Source organism: Streptomyces sp. NPDC042364 (assembly GCF_056437585.1).
Map to the genome: position 1 here is coordinate 41260 of NZ_JBWKAJ010000014.1, position 16642 is coordinate 57901.

The window sequence follows — 16642 nt, forward strand, 5'->3', positions numbered from 1 at the left end:
TCATGACACTTCAAGCCGCCAGGACAGAGAGGTGCGAAATTTCGAACAGCATTCGGAAACATGGGGCGTGACGGATACTAGAGAGACACCCGAACATGTCAACACCCTCCGCGGGCCGATCTCCGCCACCGACCGTCGGCGCCCCCGGGAGACCCCGTTGATCTGCAACGTCCGGGGTCCGGACTTCGACAGCCCGCCATCGATCGGTTCCGAATGTTTCGATGCGCGCCGCGCATCATGCGGCTCCCCGGCGCGGCCCGCAGAGCGGGTAAAGGTACTGGAGGTCGCTGGTGTGCGTGGCCCCGAAGTCGTAGTCGGTGTTCTGGTTACGGAGATTCTCGGCGGGCGGACCGGTCACGTCGGCGAACTCGTACTGGTACACCGGGGCACTCCGGGCGAGTTGCCGGCTGACCCGGGCGGTCGGACAGGAATAGTCCCGGTCGCCGCGGGCGGCGGCGTGCGCGAGCGTCGGGGTCGGGTGCCCGGTCAGCGGATAGCGCGCCAGCACCTCGTCGGCGATGTCCTCGCCGAACCAGTCGCGCACGGTCCGGGGGTACTGCTCCGCCGTCAGCGACTGTCCCTTGCCGTCGAAGTCGAAGTAGTCGAAGTACCGTCCCTCGGTGCGGGTGGTGCCGAAGAGGGCCGGTACCTTGGCCTGCCGACCGGCCGCGAAGGTCTCGGCAGGCTGGCGTGGCAGCACGCGGTCACCGACTACGGGTCCCCAGCCGCGACCGGACTGTGCAGCGAGAAGCTCCTGCGGAGTCTTGGCGCGCAGGCAGTCCAGCACGGCCTCCGAGTCGGTGTCCGTGCAGTCCAGAGAGTCGGCGTAGGCGCGACCGGTCGTCTCGGCACTCTTGACTGGGATGGCCGCGCAGTCGCGGTTGGAGGCGGACTGGCTGATCGCGGCGCGGAACAGCCCACGAGCGGTGGGCGAGGCCAGCTGGGTGCACACGGCACGGCCGCCCGAGGACTCACCGGCGATGGTGACCGCGTGCGGGTCGCCGCCGAAGCGAGCGATGTTGGCGCGTACCCAGCGCAGAGCCGCCTGCTGGGTCGAGCAGGCCGTAATTGCCCTGCACACCGGGCAGGGCGAGGAAGCCGGAGGCGCCGAGACGGTAGTTGACGGTCACTACGATCACGTTGCCGTCCGTGGCGAAACGGTCGGCGACGTAGTCCTTGCCGCCGCCCTGGATCATGCCGCCGCCATGGATCCGCACCATCACGGGCAGTCGCCGCGGGCTCGCCGGGGTGTAGACGTTCAGGTTCAGGCAGTTCTCGGTGTAGGTGCCCTGTTGCGGGTTCGTGCCCTGCAGGCAACGGGGAACGAACGCGGTGGCGTCGCGTGTGCCCTCCCAGGCCGGGTGGGGCTGCGGCGGCCGCCAGCGCAGCGCGCCGACCGGATCGGCGGCGTACGGAACGCCGAGGAACTGCCGCCCATCGGCGGTCGCCTGACCCCTGAGCGAGCCGGCAGTGGTCTGCACCACCGTGGGCTCGCCTAACGCGGTCCGCGAGGGACTGACAGCGGGACCGGAGGCGGAGGCGGAGGCAGGGGTGAGCACAGCCAGCAGCGTCGCGAGACACGCAACGGCAGCTGTGCGTCGGGCTCGGAACATGGGGGTTGTCTTTTCACCGCTCGATGTACTGCAGTCGTGCAGTAGGCAGCACCGAAAGGATATTGAACTCTCAAGGTCTCATGGTCGAAAGGACGCGCTCGACGGGCTGGATCCGGCCGCAGTGTCGTGCGGCGGACAGGTCCGAAGGGAACCGGCACGCGGCGTCGGGGGACGGATGACGTCGCGGGTGCCGAGGCCGAGTCTCCCTGACGGCCTGTGGGACCGGCAGGGAGGCCGTGCGAGCGCTTCGTTTCGGGCCGTCACTCACCGAGGCGGCAGGTCGCGACCGCCCTGTCCAGGGTCTGGTGGTCGGCCCAGTTGCCGTGGAAGCCGAAGGGCACCCGGCTGGGGAGCTTGACCCGGGCCAGCGGGGTCCGGCGCAGGTCGGCGGCGTCGTGGATCAGCAGTTCGCTGAGGTCCGTGGCGCGGTTCCACCACAGGGTGAGCAGGTATCCGTCGTCTTCGCCGCGGGCGTTCTCGCGTGCGACGAAGGCCGGTTCGCTGGGGCTGGTCAGGCCGTCCGGTCCTTCGACAACGGTGGTGCTGTCGAGGAGGTAGTCGTGGCGGGCGAGCCCGTCGGACATGGTGTCGTCGGCCAGGCCGCGTGTGGTGACGAAGTACCCGTAGCGGTGCGGCCGTCCCGTGCACGCGTCGTTGATCCTGGGGAACTCCCCCGCGATGCCGCTGATCATCTCCTCCGAGGCGCGCCCGGTCGCCAGGTCGACCCGCCATCGGTAGGGCAGGGCCGGCGGGAACCACTCGTGGGAGCCCAGCGGCGTGGAGAGGCGGTCGACGGGGTTGCCGAGGCGGTTGATGCGGTGCCCGTCGATGATCAGCTCGCCGCCCTGTTCGTAGGCGTTGAAGAAGTGGGTGTTGGCGAACTGCCCGCCGGCCTCGTGCCAGGTGACCTCATGGGTGCGGCGGTCCATGAGGACGATCTGCACGCCGTGCTCCAGGGAGCTCTCGTCCCAGACGACTCCCGGTCGCCCCTGGGCGATCAGATCGAAGCGGAAGTGGGCGGGTGTCACGAAGAAGACGGCGTAGTTGACGCTGACCGCGAAGTCGTGCATGAGGACGGGCACGCCGATGTCGAAGGAGTGCGAGTCGATGATCTCGGCCGTCTTCACATCGGCGCGGTACCAGGTGATGGTGGGGCCGGTGGCGGCGAAGAACAGCATGTCGCCGCTGCCCGGGTCGATCTTGTAGTGGGCGGTGCACAGGAAGTCGATACCGCCGTGGAAGTCGTACGTGCCGACGGTCCTCAGGGTCTCCGGGTCCATCGCGTACGGCAGTCCGCCCTCGTAGTAGACGAGAAGGCGGTCGTCGAAGATGCCGACGTTGGTGTTGGCGACGTTCTTGGCGGGCGGCGCTCCGTCGGGCAGCCGCCCGGGCGTGCCGCCGTTGACGAAACCGCTGTAGACGGCCTCTCCGGCCCGCACCTCGATCTTCATGGAGTCGGTGTCGACCCAGCGGGTGCGGTAGGCGGCCCGGCCCTCGCGCAGGTAGATGCCGCAGACCATGCCGTCACCCTCCCACCAGTGGTAGCGGTCGGTGTTGCGGGGCTGGAAGCGGGGGTTGGAGGTGACACGGAACAGCGCGCCCGCGAGGTCGGACGGTATCTCTCCGTCCACCTCCAGGTCGTACGCCTCGTTCTCCTCCGTCCACGGCGTGAAGGGGCCGCGCAGGAACTTGTTGTCGGTGGGCCAGTCGGTGCTCATGAGCGCTCTCCTGTGGATGTCTTCGAGCGGGCGGTGTCAGAACGGGTAGGCGGGCGGTTCGCCGCGTACGGTGACCCACTGCTGTTCGGTGAAGGCTTCGAGGTTGGCGGCGGCGCCGCCGTGACGGGAGCCGGTGCCGGAGTCGCCGACCCCGCCGAAGGGGATGACCGGCTCGTCGTTGACGGTCTGGTCGTTGATGTGGACCAGTCCGCTGGGAACGCGCTCCGCGAGGGCGAGACCCTTCATCACGTCGCGGGTGAGGACCCCCAGGGACAGCCCGTACTCGGTGCCCGCGGCGAGGGTGGCCGCCTCGTCCAGGTTCTGGAAAGGGACGACGGGCGCGACCGGCCCGAAGATCTCCTCGGCGTAGGCGGGCGCGGTGAGCGGGACGTCGGCGAGCACGGTGGGCCGGTAGAACAGGCCCTCGTAATCACCGCCCGCGGCCAGCCGGGCGCCGGCCGCGATGGTCTCCTGGACGATGCGGTGGACGTTGTCGCGCTGTCCGCCGTCGATCAGCGGTCCGACGGCGACGTGCTCGGTGGCCGGGTCGCCGACCGGGAGCGCGTCGGCGTGCCGGGCGAGCAGGGCGGTGTACTCGTCGGCGACCGAGGCGTGGACGAGGTGGCGGCTGCTGGCCATGCAGATCTGACCGGCGTGGACGAAGGACCCCCAGGCGCCCACCGAGGCGGCCTTCTCCAGGTCGACGTCGTCCATGACGACGAGCGCGGAGTTCCCGCCCAGTTCCAGGTGGACCCGCTTGAGGTGCCGGGCCGCGGCGACGCCGATGGCACGTCCGGCCCGGGTGGAGCCGGTGAACGCGATGACGGGGACCTGCGGATGCTCGACCATGGCGGCTCCGACGTCCGCGCCGCCGGGCAGGACGTGCAGCAGACCGGGAGGCAGGCCCGCCTCCTCGAAGACGCGGGCGAAGACCACGCCGCCGCTGACCGCGGTGCGGGGATCCGGCTTGAGGACGACCGCGTTGCCCAGGGCGAGCGCCGGGGCGACCGCCCGCATGGCCAGGACGATCGGCACGTTGAACGGGGCGATGACACCGACCACCCCGACGGGCTTGCGACGGGCGAACGACAGCCGCTCCTGCCCGGACCGCAGCAGTTCGCCGTAGGGCGCCCCGGCGAGGGCGGCGGCCTCGTGGCACTCGTCCGCGCCACCGCTGCTGACCTGCATGGCCGCGAACGGCCGGATCGCACCGGACTCGCGCACCAGCCAGGTCTCGATCTCCTGCTGATGGTCCTCGAACAGGCGCGCGGCGCGGCGCAGTACGGCGGCGCGGTCGGTGTACGGCCGGGCGGCCCACTCCCGCTGGGCCTGTACCGCCCGCTTCACCGCCTTGTCCACATCGGCCGGTGCGGCGGTGCCGACACGGCCCAGCGTCTTGCCGGTGGCGGGCTCGACGGCGTCGTACTCCTCGCCCGAGCCCGTGCTCCACTCACCGGAGAAGATCTGGCCTTCCCAGGTGCTGCTGTCCAGAAGAGTCATGGTGTCCCGTTCCATGTCAGGGGTTGTCGCTGCTGTGCTTTCGGGGCTGGGGCTGTGCTTTCGGGGCTGAAGGTCAGGCGCTGGGGAGCGGCTTGACGGAGGACGAGGTGCCGGCCGGGGCGGTGGCGGCCTCCCGGGCGGACGTGCCGACGGCCATGGCGGAAGCGGCTCCGCTGTTGCGCAGGGTGAGTGCGGCGATCACCACGCCTGCCAGGGCGGCGCCGGCACAGACGTACATACCGAGGTCGAGGCCCGATTCGAGGGCGTCGCGGGCGAGTGGGGCCACGGTACGCGACAGGCCGCCGAGGTCGGCGTTGGCGACCGCGAGTGCGCCTCCTTCGGTGTTGACGGCCTCGGCGACGCCCCGGGCCTCAGGGGGCAGGCCGGAGGAGGCGAGTTTGTCGGCCAGGGCGCCGCCTGCCGTGCCGAGTGCGACGGCGCTGACGATCGCGGGGCCCAGGGCCTGCCCGGTCTCGCGGACGAGGCTGGTGACGGCGCTGGCCATGCCGGCGTAGCGGATGTCGACCGTGCCGACGGCGACGGCCGTCAGCGACGAGAACATCGTGATGAAGCCGACTCCCATCAGGAGGATGGGTCCGGTCATCGACGTCAGGCTCGTCGCGTCACCCGGCAGCAGCGCCATCCAGAGTTCTCCCGCTGCGAGCGAGAGCAGTCCGCCGACCAGCAGGGTGCGGGGGTGCACGCGCTGGAGCAGTTTCGGCAGGACGGGCGTGAGCAGCAGCGGGACCGCCTGGATGAGCGCGAGTGGCAGTGCGGCCTGCAACGGGGAGACGTGGTTGACGGACTCCAGCTTGATGCTGAGCGCGTAGGCGGTGCCGATGAAGCCGAACAGGGCGAGCAGTCCGATGGCGGCGGCCCCGGCGAAGGCGGGGGTCCGGAACAGCTCCAGACGCAGCATCGGCGCCCGTGATCTGCTCTCCACGGCCAGGAAGGTCAGGAAGGAGGCGGCGGCGAGGACGAAGGCGAGCACGATGTGGGGCTCGGAGTAGCCGTCGCTCGCGCCCTCGATGACGGCGTAGAGCAGGGCCAGCAGGGACACGGCGATGGTGAGCTGGCCGGGACGGTCCAGGCCGCGGTCGGCGGTGGCCTGGCGGGAGTCGACGATCCAGCGACCGCTGACGGCCGCGGTGGCCAGGCCGAGCACCGCGAGTGGGACGAAGGCCCAGCCCCAGTGGGCGTGTTCGGCGATGAAGCCGCTGATCAGCGGGGCGATCATGGCCCCGAAGGCGAGGCTGAGCGCCCAGTACGACAGGGCCCTGGCGCGGGCTACGGGCTCCCTGGTGCCCGCGACGATCACCGCCAGCGAGGAGGGGAAGATCGCCGCGGCGCCCAGGCCGGCGACCGCCTGGCCGGTGATGAGCTGTGTCATCGAGCCCGAGGTGGCGACGACCAGGCAGCCCACGGTGATCAGCAGTCCGCCGAGGACGAGCAGGCGCTTGCGGCCGAACAGGTCGCCGAGGACGCCGAAATTCAGCTCCAGGATGGCCGTGGGGAGGATGAACGCGGCCGGGATCCAGGCCAGGGCGGCGGCCGACGCCCCGAGGTCCCGCTGGATCTCACCGATGAGCGGCGAGGCCAGGGGAATGCCGATCTGGGCCACGCAGATGGCGAAGCAGGCCGCCACCAGCGAGGCGCGGCTCAGCGGAGCGGGTGGGTTCGGGGAGGGCGCAGGGCTCTCGACAGCGGGATCGGTCATGAGGGATGCCTCCATGGTGCTCGGTGGAAGCCGTCGGCTTGATGACGCCCCGTACATCATGTCTCGTATAGCCGGACGGTGAGTTCACTAGGCAGGACGTTGCACCGTCCACTTCCGTCAAGTCAAGAGCTTGACAGCGGGAAACTGCGATTGACGAGCCCACTCCCCCTCGCTACAGTCCCGATTATCAGCTATGCAGTCCTGAATAAGGAGACATCATGAGCATCACCGGACTCGGACACACCGGCTTCTGGGTCGACGACCTCGAGAAGATGCGCGACTTCTACACCCGGGTCATGGGGCTGACCGTGACCGACGAGGACGAGGAGCGCCGCATCGTGTTCCTCTCGTCCCGTCCGGACGAGGAGCACCACGAGTTCGTGCTCCAGGAGGGACGGACCGCCCCGGCCGGGACCAAGCTCACGCACCAGGTGTCGTGGCGGGTGGACTCACTGCAGTCGATCATCGACTTCCACCACCGGTTCCGCGCCGAGAACATCGAGGTCCAGCAGGAGGTCACCCACGGCAACGCGATCGGGATCTACTTCTTCGACCCCGAGGGCAACCGCAACGAGGTCTACCTGCGCATCGAGCGCGATGTGCGCCAGCCGTTCCGCAAGACGCTGAACCTCGACCAGTCCCCCGAGGAGATCTTCGCCGATGCCGAGCGGCTGCTGACCGAAGGCGGCCCCGCCTACCAGCCCGTCCAGTGATCCCCGGCCCACGAGGGAGCGCCCCCATGACTGCACCACCACCGGCCCCCCGACCGAGTTCCCCGGCCCCCCACCAGCCCGCCGTCCTGGTCGTCGGCGCCGGCCCGACCGGTCTGACGGCCGCCCATCTGCTCGGCTCCCGGGGTGTACGGGTCCTGCTGGTCGAGCGGAACGCCACCACCAGCGACGCGGCCAAGGCGATCAGCCTCGACGACGAGTCCCTACGTACCCTCCAGTCGGCCGGTCTCGACGAGGCGGTGTACCCGATCATCGTGCCGGGCACCGGGACCAGGTACTTCGGCGCCGACGGACGCCCCCTCGTGCACGCCCGCGGCACCGGCGACCAGCGGTACGGCCATCCCTTCAAGAACCCCTTCGCCCAGCCCGACCTCGAACGGGTGCTGTGCGAGGAGCTGCGCGGCCTCCCGGACGTCGACATCCGCTTCGGCACCCGGCTGACGAACCTCGGTCACCACTCCGACCGGGTGCGTGTCGCCCTCCGAAGCGGCGGCGAGGCCGGCCCCGTCGAGGAGCTGGACGTCTCCTACGTGCTCGGCTGCGACGGCGGCCGCAGCACCGTGCGCGAGCTGCTGTCCATCCCCATGCGCGGGTGCAGCTTCCCCGAGGTGTGGCTGGTGGTCGACACGCTGGAGGACGGCCACGACCAGCGGTACGGCATGCACCACGGCGACCCCGAGCGGCCCGTCGTCATCGTGCCGGGCCAGGACGGCCGCTGCCGCTACGAGTTCCGGCTCAAGCCGGGCGAGTGCGAGGCGGGCTCCCCGCCTCCGTTCGAGCTGGTGCGCCGACTGCTGCGTCCCTACCGGGAGATCACATCCGAACAGGTCGAGCGTGCGGTCGCCTACAGCTTCCACGCGCTCCTGGCCGACCGGCTGCGCCACGGCCGATGCTTCCTGCTCGGCGACGCCGCCCACATGATGCCCCCGTTCGCCGGACAGGGCCTCAACTCCGGTGTCCGGGACGCGGCCAACCTCTGCTGGAAGATCGCCGAGGTCCTGGCGGGGAGAGCCGGTGACGCCCTGCTCGACACGTACGACACCGAGCGCCGCCCACACGCCCGGGCCGTGATCGACCTGTCCGTGCGGCTCGGCCGGATCGTCATGACCACCAGCCGCCCCCGCGCCCGTCTGCGCGACCTGCTGGTGCGCACCGCCATGCGCATCCCGCCCGGACGCCGGTATCTCACCGAGATGCGCTACCGCCCCGACACCCGCGTGCGCTCCGGAGCCGTCGTCCACCTCGACGGCCCGCACCAGTCACTCGTCGGCACACCGCTGCGCCAGCCACGTGTGCTGCGCGCACCCCGCCACGAGGTCACCCGGCTCGACGACGTCCTCGGCCGGGGCTGGAGTCTGCTGGGCATCGGCGTCGCCGAAGCCGACTGGGCGACCGTCACCGCCGGACCCGGCCTTCCGGACGCCACCCTCGTGGACGTCTGTCTCGACGACCGCACTCCGCGGGACCATGTCGGCCGCACGGGGATCGCCGACGCCGACGGATGCCTCGACGCCCTCTTCGCCGGGCTGGCGGGCCACTTCGTACTCGTGCGCCCGGACAGGCTGGTGGCCGCCGTGTTCACCCCCGACCGGGCCGGGCGCGTCGCCGCGAGGCTGCGGCAGTCGACCGGAGGCGCAGGCGACGACACCTCGGCGGAGCCGGTTCCCCGCTCCTCCCGTCCCGAACCCCAAGTCCAGCCACACATCCAGGGAGTACACCCATGAGGCTCAGCACCGTCCGTCCCAAGGACGGAGACGGCACCACGGCCGCCGCCCGGCAGGAGGGCGACGGGTTCGTCCTGCTGCCGTACACCGATGTCGGCGCCCTCCTCGCCGCCGGCGAGAACTGGCGGGAACGTGCCGCCGGGAGCGGCGACCGCGTCCCGCTCGACAGGGTGACCGTCGCGCCCGTCGTCCCCCACCCCAACAAGATCGTCTGCCTCGGCCTCAACTACGCCACCCACATCAAGGAGATGGGCCGCCCGACGCCCACCCATCCCACCCTCTTCGCCAAGTACGACGGCTCCCTGATCGGCGCCCACGACGACATCCACATGCCGCCGGTCAGCGACGACCTCGACTGGGAGGCCGAGCTCGGCGTCGTCGTCGGCCGCCCCGGCCGGCACGTTCCCCGCCGCCGGGCCCTGGAACACGTCGCCGGCTACACCGTCGCCAACGACGTCACCGTCCGCGACTGGCAGCACCGCACCCGCGAGTTCCTGTCCGGCAAGACCTTCGAGGCCACCACTCCCGTCGGACCGGCCCTCGTCACCCCCGACGAACTCCCTTCCGGGGCAGCCGGGTTGACCATCTCCTGCAGCGTCGACGGCCACACGATGCAGAAGTCCAACACCGCCGACCTGCTCTTCGACGTGGCCGACATCATCGCCTACGTCAGCACGATCATCACCCTCCGGCCCGGCGACCTGATCCTCACCGGAACCCCTGGCGGCGTCGGCGCCGGACGCGACCCCAAGGTCTTCCTGCAGCCCGGCCAGGAACTCCTCACCACCGTCGAGGGCATCGGCGAACTGCGCAACACCGTCGTCAAAGACAGCCTGTGACCGCGTGAAGGGCCCTCCTTCCGGGAACCCACGCCGCACGGCTAGAGTGTCCGGCATGTCAGGAACAGCGTCCCCCAGCTACCGCGAGCGCAACTCCACCGCCGATCGGGCACTGGACATCCTGACCATGTTCGACGACACGCATCTCGTCGTCTCCGGCACCGCGGTGGCGGAGCGGCTGGGTGTCGCGCGGTCCACCGCGTACCGCTACCTCCAGAGCCTCGTGGCCGGGCGCTTCCTGGAGGAGGCGCCCGGCGGCGGGTACCGGCTCGGCCTGCGGGTGCTGGAGATCGCGCGTCTGGCACGCCGCAGTTACGGCCTGTCCGAGGTCGCCCTGCCGTCGATGCAGGCACTCGCGGAGGAGGTGCGCGAGACCGTCCTGCTCACCCGCCGCACCGGGGACCTGGTCGTGTGCGTCGACCGTGCCGAGAGTGGAACCCGCGCGGTGCGGATCTCCTACGAGCGCGGCAGCACCCTGCCACTCAACGCCGGCGCCTCCGCCCTGGTCCTGCTCGCCTGGAGCCCCGAGGACGAAGCCCGTCACCTGCTGGAGACGGCGGAACTGCGCCGCTTCACCCCGGCCACCCTCACCGATGTCGACGCCCTGATGGAGCGTCTCGCCCGGATCCGTCGCCTCGGCTACTCGGTCACCCGCGGCGAACTCGACTCCGACGTCGTGGGCATCGCCGCCCCCATCAAGGCCCCGGACGGCCAGGTCACCGCGGCGGTGAGCGTGGCGGCCCTCGCTTCCCGCGTCTACCCGGAGGCCGAGGCGGAGTTCGCCGAGAAGGTCCGGGCCACGGCGAGCCGGATCAGCGAACGCATGGCCCTGACCACGGACTGACGTCCCCGGCGTCCCGGTTCGACGGGGGACACGTCGGCACGCCGTGCCCGCGCCGGGCCGGCCCGGCGGGAGTTCGAACGACGTGCGGGGGCGCGTCACGGGCCGGGATCCGACAGGCGACGGCCATGTCGTCGCTGGAGTGGAAGACATCCGGACATCGCCGGCTACGTCGCCACGACGCGCACCACGGGAGCGGACGAATGCCGCACCCTTTTCACCCTTGCCCCGGAGCCCCCCGGCACCACGGCTCACAAGGTGACCGGCCGCCGGGTGCTGCGCTCGGAATGGACGCCGGACTCGTCAGGGCCAAGCCGTAGCCCGGGACACGCGTTCACACCTGATCGCGAGAGGTGACCGTGCCTCGGCTCGGGGGTCCCTGCGGCGGTCGCCCGGGCCTCGGCCTCACTCCGGGTTGTTCGCCGCCGAGGGGTCCGTGGCAGGAGTCATGTACGGATACCGCGACGCTCTGGGCGGAACCGCGTGCCCGTGACGATCCGTCCTACGAGGTCACGCCCCGCCCCCGGCCAGGTCGTCGAAGATCACGACCTCGCGGGTGAGGAGGAAGAAGGACAGCGAGGGCTGGAAGTGGGCACCGTGCTTCTCCGCGTACCCTGCCAAGGCCTCCTGCCAGGCGCGGAAGCCGGTCAGTGCCTCCGCCTCCTCGAACCACAGGGCGGAGTAGGCGTCGTACGCGGGCTGCTCCGCCGCGCCTCCGAAGTACGTGGCCATGCCGTCCCCGGGCAGGGCCGTGTTCCACTCGTGGCCGCGCACATGCCGGGCGGGCCCGGCCGGGTCGGCGAGCAGGTCCTCGTACGCCCGTCGCAGGCCCTGGTGGAAGGCGTCCGGGGTGAGCCCGTCCGCGGCCTTGAGGAAGTGGAGGACCTTCACCGTGCCGGTTCCGGATGGGGGTGCCTCGGCCTCGCCCACCTCGGCGAGCAGGCTGAGTGCGGCAGGCTGGTCGCTGAAGTTGGCCCCGTCCGGGCCGACGACCTCGCGTGTGTACGGGTCCGCGAAGGTACGCCCCATGGACGCGAGGTCGTCGAAGTACAGCTCGGTCACGGAGTCGCGAGGCAGCGTCACCCGGTAGCCCACGTCCCCGAGCGCGCCGTAGGCGCCGTCGAGCACATGGTTCTGGACGTACTTGCGCACGGTCAGCCTGTCGGCGAGCGCTATCCCGCCGTGCACCTGCTCGAGGTACTCGGCGTACTCGGCGCGCGTCATCCCGGGGCGCCGCCGTCCGGCGGCCACCAACTTGATCATTTGAGTCTCCTTGTGCGGCGATGTGCGACAGCCGGCGGTGCCGGCCGGGTCAGGGTGCGAGGGTTCCCTTCAGGGCGTCCGAGAGCAGGGAGCGGAGGGCGTCTTCGGTGACCGGTTGCGGGTTGGCGTGGGGCTGGGCATGCGCCTGAGCGGTGATCTCGTCGAAGTCGCCCTCGGTCAGACCCAGTTCGGCCAGGGAGCGCGGGGCGCCGAGTTCGGCGGAGGTCCGCGCGAGGTGCTTCGGTACGTCGTCGGTGGCCAGGGCACGGCGCAGGGACTGCTCGGCGGCCGGTGCCGCGGGGAGGTTGAAGGCTGCGACGTACGGGAGCAGTACGGTGTGGGCGGCGGCGTGGGGCAGGTCGAAGGTGCCGCCCAGGATGTGGCACAGCTTGTGGTGCAGCGACATGGTCGTGGCTCCCAGGCATGCTCCGCACAGCCACGCTCCACGCAGCGCGTCGGTGCGGGCCCGCATGTCGCCGGGGTCGGCGGCGACGGCCGGCAGGGCGGCGACCAGCGAGCGCACCCCTTCCTCGGCCATCAGGGACACGATCGGCGAGGCGTCGGGCGCGTACAGGGCTTCCACGGCATGGGCGACGGCGTTGAAGCCGCTGGTCACCGACACGTCCACGGGGAGGCCGACGGTGAGTTCGGGGTCGTAGACCACGCTGCGGGGCAGGACGGCCCGGTCGCGGCCGGTGCGTTTGCGTCCGTCCTCGGTGAGTCCCCATACGGTGGTCATCTCCGAGCCGGCGTAGGTCGTCGGCGCGCTGATCAGGGGCAGGCCGGTGGCCAGGGCGATCGCTTTGCCCAGGCCGATGGTGGAGCCGCCGCCGATGGCCAGGCAGCCGTCCGCGCCGGCATCCCGGGCGGCCGTGCGGGCCGCTTCCGCGAGGTCGACCGGCACGTGCATCCGGGCCCGGGTGAACAGCCCGACGCAAGCGTCGCCCAGCAGGCCGGCCGCGTGCTCGGCGAGAGCGCGCTGCCCGGGTGTGGACAGCACCAGCAACCGTCGCAGGCCCGATCGTTCGGCCTCCTGGGGCAGTCGACGCAGGCTTCCGGCGCCGAAGACCACCCGCATCGGCAGGGCTTCGTAGGTGAAGGTCATCGTGTCGCCTCGGGTTCCGGGGCCAGCACGATGTCGAACCGGGCGAGCGTGAAGGGCACGGTAACCCCGAAGCGTTCGGCGTCCTGCTCCTCGTACGACTCGGTGAAGTCGGTGATCAGGCCCCGCTTGACAGCGAAGACCGCGTCGGAGTCGACGTACGGGCTGCCCGCGACGAACGCGTGCGTGGTGACCGGCCGGTGGTGCTCGGCACTCGCGATGAAGTGGATGTGGGCGGGCCGGTAGGGGTGCCTGCCGGTGGCTTCGAGCAGGCGGCCGACGGGGCCGTCGGTGGGGATCGGGTAGTGGGACGGGACGACGGTACGGAACCAGTAGCGGCCTTCGTCGTCCGTACGGAAGAGCCCGCGGCCGTTGCCCGGGGGCTGCACGTCGGGCTGCTGCACGTCGTAGAAACCGTCCTGCGAGCACTGCCACACGTCGAGTTCGGTGTCCGGCAGCGGGGTGCCGTCGGCGGCGAGCACTCGGCCGGACACCACACACGGGCGGCCGGTGCCGAGGAGGTCTATGGAGTCGCCGAGCCGGCGGCGGGGCGAGGCGGTCATGTGGAAGGGGCCGAGTACGGTGCTCTCGGTTCCCTCCTCGGACCCGTTCAGGGTCTCGACCAGCATGGAGACGCCCAGGACGTCGGAGAGCAGGACGAACTCCTGGCGGGTGTCGTCGCAGGTCCGGCCGACGGCGGTGAGAAAGCCGATCGCGGCTTCCCACTCCTGCATCGTGGGTTCGATGTCCCGCACGAAGTCATGGAGGTGGCGGGTCAGACTCTCCATGACCTGACGCAGCCGCTGGTCCTCGGTCTGCCGGAAGCTCTCCACCACCGCGTCGGTGGCGGTCTCCACGGTGAAGTCCACGTGGTGTTCCTGACGTTGCGGGACGGCTTGGCCGCCGAGGCGGTCGCTGAACCAGTCACCGGTGAGCGCGTCGCGTTCGGCCGCGTGGTTGTAGAGGGTGTGCTCGCCGTCCGGCCAGATCCGCACCGCGGAGGTGGCGGGGTCGGCGGCGCGGAGGAACGGCTCCTGGTCCTCGTAGCGGGCGAGGGGGTCGCGGCCACCGTGCAGCAGGAGCAGCGGGCAGCGGATGCGGTGCTTGTCCGGGTCGAAGCGCAGGCTGTCCATGACCTCGGTGACCCGGTCCCGGTCGTCGGTGCCGACCACGGCGGCCATCTGCTCGCGGGCGGTGCGGAATTCGGGGACCGTCGGTGTCGCCGGGGCTCCGTTGACCACCACGGCGCCGACGCGGGGGTCGGCGGCGGCCAGGTGGGCGGCGAACAGACCGCCGAAGCTGATGCCCTGGACGCCGATGGCGCCGCCGAGGCGGGGGTCGGCCTCGACCAGGTCGACGAAGCGGGCGAAGCCGTCGGTGACGTGCTCGTCGACGTACAGTCCGTGGCGCAGCCGCGACTCGCCCTGGCCGGGCCCTTCCGCGAGCAGACAGGCCAGACCGCGCCCGGTGTACGCCTTCGCGAGCGGCAGGTACGCCGCTCCCCAGCCGCTGAGCCCGCCCCACACGATCACGGTGGCGCGGGGCGGGCCGGCCGGCAGGCACAGCCAGCCGGTCAGGACGCCGCCGCGGTGCGGGATCTCCACGCGCTCCACGTCGGGTGCGAGAGCGGCGACCGCGGCAGTGTGGCGGGCGTACAGCTCCCGCTTCTGCGGGGTGTCGGTCTGGAAGGCCATCTGCGCGAACATCAGGGCCGCGGAAGCGAACCGGTACGCCTGCCGGGCTGTGGTGCCGTGGCCGGCGGCCTCCGCCGACCGCGCGCGCTCCAGTTGTACGTCGGCGATGGCGGCGGCTGCATCCTGCCACGGGATTCCGGCGGTGGTGTCGGCGAGCAGCCGTCGGGCGTCGGCGGGGTCCATGCCGCAGTCGGCGAGCCGGGTGAAGGGCATGGCCCGGTGCTGTGCGGCGACCAGCGGCGGCGGCGGTGCGGTCCCCGCTCCAGGATCTCCGGTGGTCATACGGCCCCGCCCGCCTTTCCGGACAGCGCGTCGTCGAGGTCGTCCACCAGAGCGCCCAGGCCCGTGCTGTCGACCGCCGTGCCGAACAGCACGAAGTCGGGGCGTGCCAGATACGCGACCGCGCCGAGCAGGTGGAGGTACTCCCGGTGCCGTCCGTCGAGGTCGTCGACCGTGTCGAGGGCGACCACGGAGCACCCCAGGCGCTCCAGCCGGGCGAGGCGCTCAGGCCCCAGGGCGTCGGCGGGATCCTCTGCGGTGACCAGGGTGAAGCCGTATCCGGTCAGGTCGTCGAGGCGTCCGGTGCGGCCGTCGGCCAGACGGATGCGGCCCTGCGGGGTGAGGGTGCCGACCGGCGTGCCGGCTTCCCTGCGCAGCACTCCGCCGCTGAGCGGTGGGAACGGTGGCGGCGGGGGCACTTGGCCGGCGAGGAAGGCCGCGTCCCGGGCCGCGGCGGCCTCGGCGTCGTGCGTGTTGGCGACCTTGCCGAGGCCGATCGCCGCGTGGGTGATCGCGGTGACGTGCGGGCGGCGCTCGCTCTCGTAGGTGTCCAGGAGTGCTTGGGGCGCCAGGCCTCGGAGCACGAGGTGCAGCTTCCAGGCGAGGTTGGTGGCGTCGCGCAGGCCGCTGCACGCGCCCTGGCCGAGGTACGGCGGCATGGTGTGGGCGGCGTCGCCGGCCAGGAAGACCCTGCCGGTCCGCCAGCGGGTGGCGATGCGCGCCTCGAAGCAGTACACGAGCTGCCGGATGATCCGTACGTCCTCCGGGCCCAGGTCGTGGTGGTCGCGCAGGAGCCGCCAGCCGGTCTTCGGGGCGGTCATCTCCTCGCGGGTCTCGCCCGGCAGCAGGGCGAACTCGAAGCGCTGGCGGGTCGCGCCGATGTTGATCGTCATGTGACCGCGCTCGGGATCGCAGTACTGGGTGCCGTGCGCGAACTCCGGGGGCTGGGGGCGCAGCCACTCGGCGTCCACGTTGACCCACTGCTCGTTGAAGCCGAGGTCCTGGCGCTCGACGCCGAGCAGTTCGCGTATGCCGCTGCGGCTGCCGTCGGCGGCGATCACATAGCGGGCCCGGACGTCGTCGTGCGGTCCGTCCGCGGACATGGCGTCGGCGTTCCAGCCGCGCAGCCGCAGGGTGGCACCGTCGTCGTCCTGGTCGAGGCCGGTGACCGCCCAGCCCTGCCGGACGTCGACCGTGCCGTAGCCGCGCACCCGTCTGTCGATCGCCTTCTCCACATCCGGCTGGTACATGGAGATGTGATCCGGAAACCCCATCGGGCCACGGGGGTTCGCCGGGATGTTCACCAGGGTCTCGCCTTTGCCGTTGACCCACACGTACTGGCACACCGACGAGTCCCGCAGCGCCTCGTCGACATCACCGGCCGCCTGGACGGTCCGGGCGGTCTCGTCGTCGATGTGGGTGAGTCTCGGCAGCCCGTAGAGGTCGGGCCAGCGCTCGCAGACCACCACCCGGTGGCCGAGCCGGCCGAGCAGGGAAGCGGCGGTGAGGCCCGTCGGTCCGTAGCCGACGACGGCGATGTCGTAGCCGGGAGCCATGAGACACCTCCAGGAACAGCCCCGCGCCGTTGCGAGGGGTGAGGTGGGCAGAGAGGGGCGCGGCT

General features: G+C 71.3%; 13 protein-coding genes and 1 pseudogene. 4 read left to right on the top strand and 10 right to left on the bottom strand.

Features of this window, described 5'->3' with window-relative positions; all coding sequences use genetic code 11:
- Positions 1 to 235: 235 nt before the first annotated feature.
- The 5 genes from AC067N_RS25820 to AC067N_RS25840 all read right to left on the bottom strand — a co-directional run bounded on the left by AC067N_RS25820 (position 236) and on the right by AC067N_RS25840 (position 6548).
- A complete protein-coding gene (locus tag AC067N_RS25820; RefSeq protein WP_478681256.1) occupies positions 236 to 1081 on the bottom strand; it encodes a carboxylesterase family protein in 846 nt (281 codons plus the stop codon).
- A complete protein-coding gene (locus tag AC067N_RS25825; RefSeq protein WP_478681257.1) occupies positions 972 to 1484 on the bottom strand; it encodes a carboxylesterase family protein in 513 nt (170 codons plus the stop codon). The genes AC067N_RS25820 and AC067N_RS25825 overlap by 110 nt, the downstream gene beginning before the upstream one ends.
- A 389-nt stretch (positions 1485 to 1873) precedes the next feature.
- Positions 1874 to 3331 carry a carotenoid oxygenase family protein gene (locus tag AC067N_RS25830; protein WP_478681258.1) on the bottom strand — a complete coding sequence of 486 codons (1458 nt, stop codon included), beginning with the start codon at positions 3329 to 3331 and terminating at the stop codon, positions 1874 to 1876.
- Positions 3332 to 3367: 36 nt separating this feature from the next.
- Positions 3368 to 4831, bottom strand: a complete 1464-nt coding sequence (locus tag AC067N_RS25835; protein ID WP_478681259.1) for a benzaldehyde dehydrogenase — start codon at positions 4829 to 4831, stop codon at positions 3368 to 3370.
- A gap of 73 nt (positions 4832 to 4904) precedes the next feature.
- Entirely contained in the window at positions 4905 to 6548 is a 1644-nt protein-coding gene (locus AC067N_RS25840) for an MFS transporter (protein WP_478681260.1), read from the bottom strand.
- 218 nt (positions 6549 to 6766) lie between these two features.
- On the opposite strand from AC067N_RS25840, the gene AC067N_RS25845 reads away from it, so the two are divergent.
- Genes AC067N_RS25845 through AC067N_RS25860 form a run of 4 tightly spaced genes read left to right on the top strand, consistent with a single transcriptional unit; the run spans position 6767 to position 10686 of the window.
- Positions 6767 to 7261, top strand: coding sequence for a VOC family protein (locus AC067N_RS25845; protein WP_478681261.1), 495 nt, complete (start codon positions 6767 to 6769; stop codon positions 7259 to 7261).
- 26 nt (positions 7262 to 7287) lie between these two features.
- Positions 7288 to 9003 (top strand): bifunctional 3-(3-hydroxy-phenyl)propionate/3-hydroxycinnamic acid hydroxylase, encoded by a 1716-nt coding sequence (locus tag AC067N_RS25850; protein WP_478681262.1) that lies wholly within the window; start codon positions 7288 to 7290, stop codon positions 9001 to 9003.
- A complete protein-coding gene (locus AC067N_RS25855) occupies positions 9000 to 9842 on the top strand; it encodes a fumarylacetoacetate hydrolase family protein (RefSeq protein WP_478681263.1) in 843 nt (280 codons plus the stop codon). The genes AC067N_RS25850 and AC067N_RS25855 overlap by 4 nt, the downstream gene beginning before the upstream one ends.
- 55 nt (positions 9843 to 9897) lie before the next feature.
- On the top strand, positions 9898 to 10686 hold the full coding sequence (locus tag AC067N_RS25860; RefSeq protein ID WP_478681264.1) for an IclR family transcriptional regulator: 789 nt from the start codon (positions 9898 to 9900) through the stop codon (positions 10684 to 10686).
- Between the two features lie 507 nt (positions 10687 to 11193).
- Here the strand turns inward: AC067N_RS25860 and AC067N_RS25865 are convergent.
- From AC067N_RS25865 to mhpA, 5 genes and pseudogenes are all read right to left on the bottom strand, one after another.
- Positions 11194 to 11946: an EthD domain-containing protein gene (locus tag AC067N_RS25865; RefSeq protein ID WP_478681265.1), complete on the bottom strand. Its 753-nt coding sequence runs from the start codon at positions 11944 to 11946 to the stop codon at positions 11194 to 11196.
- 49 nt (positions 11947 to 11995) lie between these two features.
- Entirely contained in the window at positions 11996 to 13051 is a 1056-nt protein-coding gene (locus tag AC067N_RS25870) for a maleylacetate reductase (protein ID WP_478681266.1), read from the bottom strand.
- Positions 13048 to 13917, bottom strand: a complete 870-nt coding sequence (locus AC067N_RS25875) for a dioxygenase family protein (protein WP_478681380.1) — start codon at positions 13915 to 13917, stop codon at positions 13048 to 13050. Before AC067N_RS25875 ends, AC067N_RS25870 begins: the two co-directional genes overlap by 4 nt.
- Before the next feature lie 330 nt (positions 13918 to 14247).
- Positions 14248 to 15024, bottom strand: a pseudogene (locus AC067N_RS25880) (alpha/beta hydrolase family protein); the annotation flags it as partial.
- A complete protein-coding gene (gene mhpA, locus AC067N_RS25885) occupies positions 15021 to 16577 on the bottom strand; it encodes a bifunctional 3-(3-hydroxy-phenyl)propionate/3-hydroxycinnamic acid hydroxylase MhpA (protein ID WP_478681267.1) in 1557 nt (518 codons plus the stop codon). The pseudogene AC067N_RS25880 and the gene mhpA, both read right to left, overlap by 4 nt.
- Between the last annotated feature and the right edge of the window lie 65 nt (positions 16578 to 16642).

Bases quoted from the DNA above. Each gene is read 5' to 3' on its own strand.
- AC067N_RS25830 (WP_478681258.1), bottom strand. From the start codon at position 3,331: ATGAGCACCGACTGGCCCACCGACAACAAGTTCCTGCGCGGCCCCTTC.
- AC067N_RS25835 (WP_478681259.1), bottom strand. From the start codon at position 4,831: ATGACTCTTCTGGACAGCAGCACCTGGGAAGGCCAGATCTTCTCCGGT.
- AC067N_RS25840 (WP_478681260.1), bottom strand. From the start codon at position 6,548: ATGACCGATCCCGCTGTCGAGAGCCCTGCGCCCTCCCCGAACCCACCC.
- AC067N_RS25845 (WP_478681261.1), top strand. From the start codon at position 6,767: ATGAGCATCACCGGACTCGGACACACCGGCTTCTGGGTCGACGACCTC.
- AC067N_RS25850 (WP_478681262.1), top strand. From the start codon at position 7,288: ATGACTGCACCACCACCGGCCCCCCGACCGAGTTCCCCGGCCCCCCAC.
- AC067N_RS25855 (WP_478681263.1), top strand. From the start codon at position 9,000: ATGAGGCTCAGCACCGTCCGTCCCAAGGACGGAGACGGCACCACGGCC.
- AC067N_RS25860 (WP_478681264.1), top strand. From the start codon at position 9,898: ATGTCAGGAACAGCGTCCCCCAGCTACCGCGAGCGCAACTCCACCGCC.
- AC067N_RS25865 (WP_478681265.1), bottom strand. From the start codon at position 11,946: ATGATCAAGTTGGTGGCCGCCGGACGGCGGCGCCCCGGGATGACGCGC.
- AC067N_RS25870 (WP_478681266.1), bottom strand. From the start codon at position 13,051: ATGACCTTCACCTACGAAGCCCTGCCGATGCGGGTGGTCTTCGGCGCC.
- mhpA (WP_478681267.1), bottom strand. From the start codon at position 16,577: ATGGCTCCCGGCTACGACATCGCCGTCGTCGGCTACGGACCGACGGGC.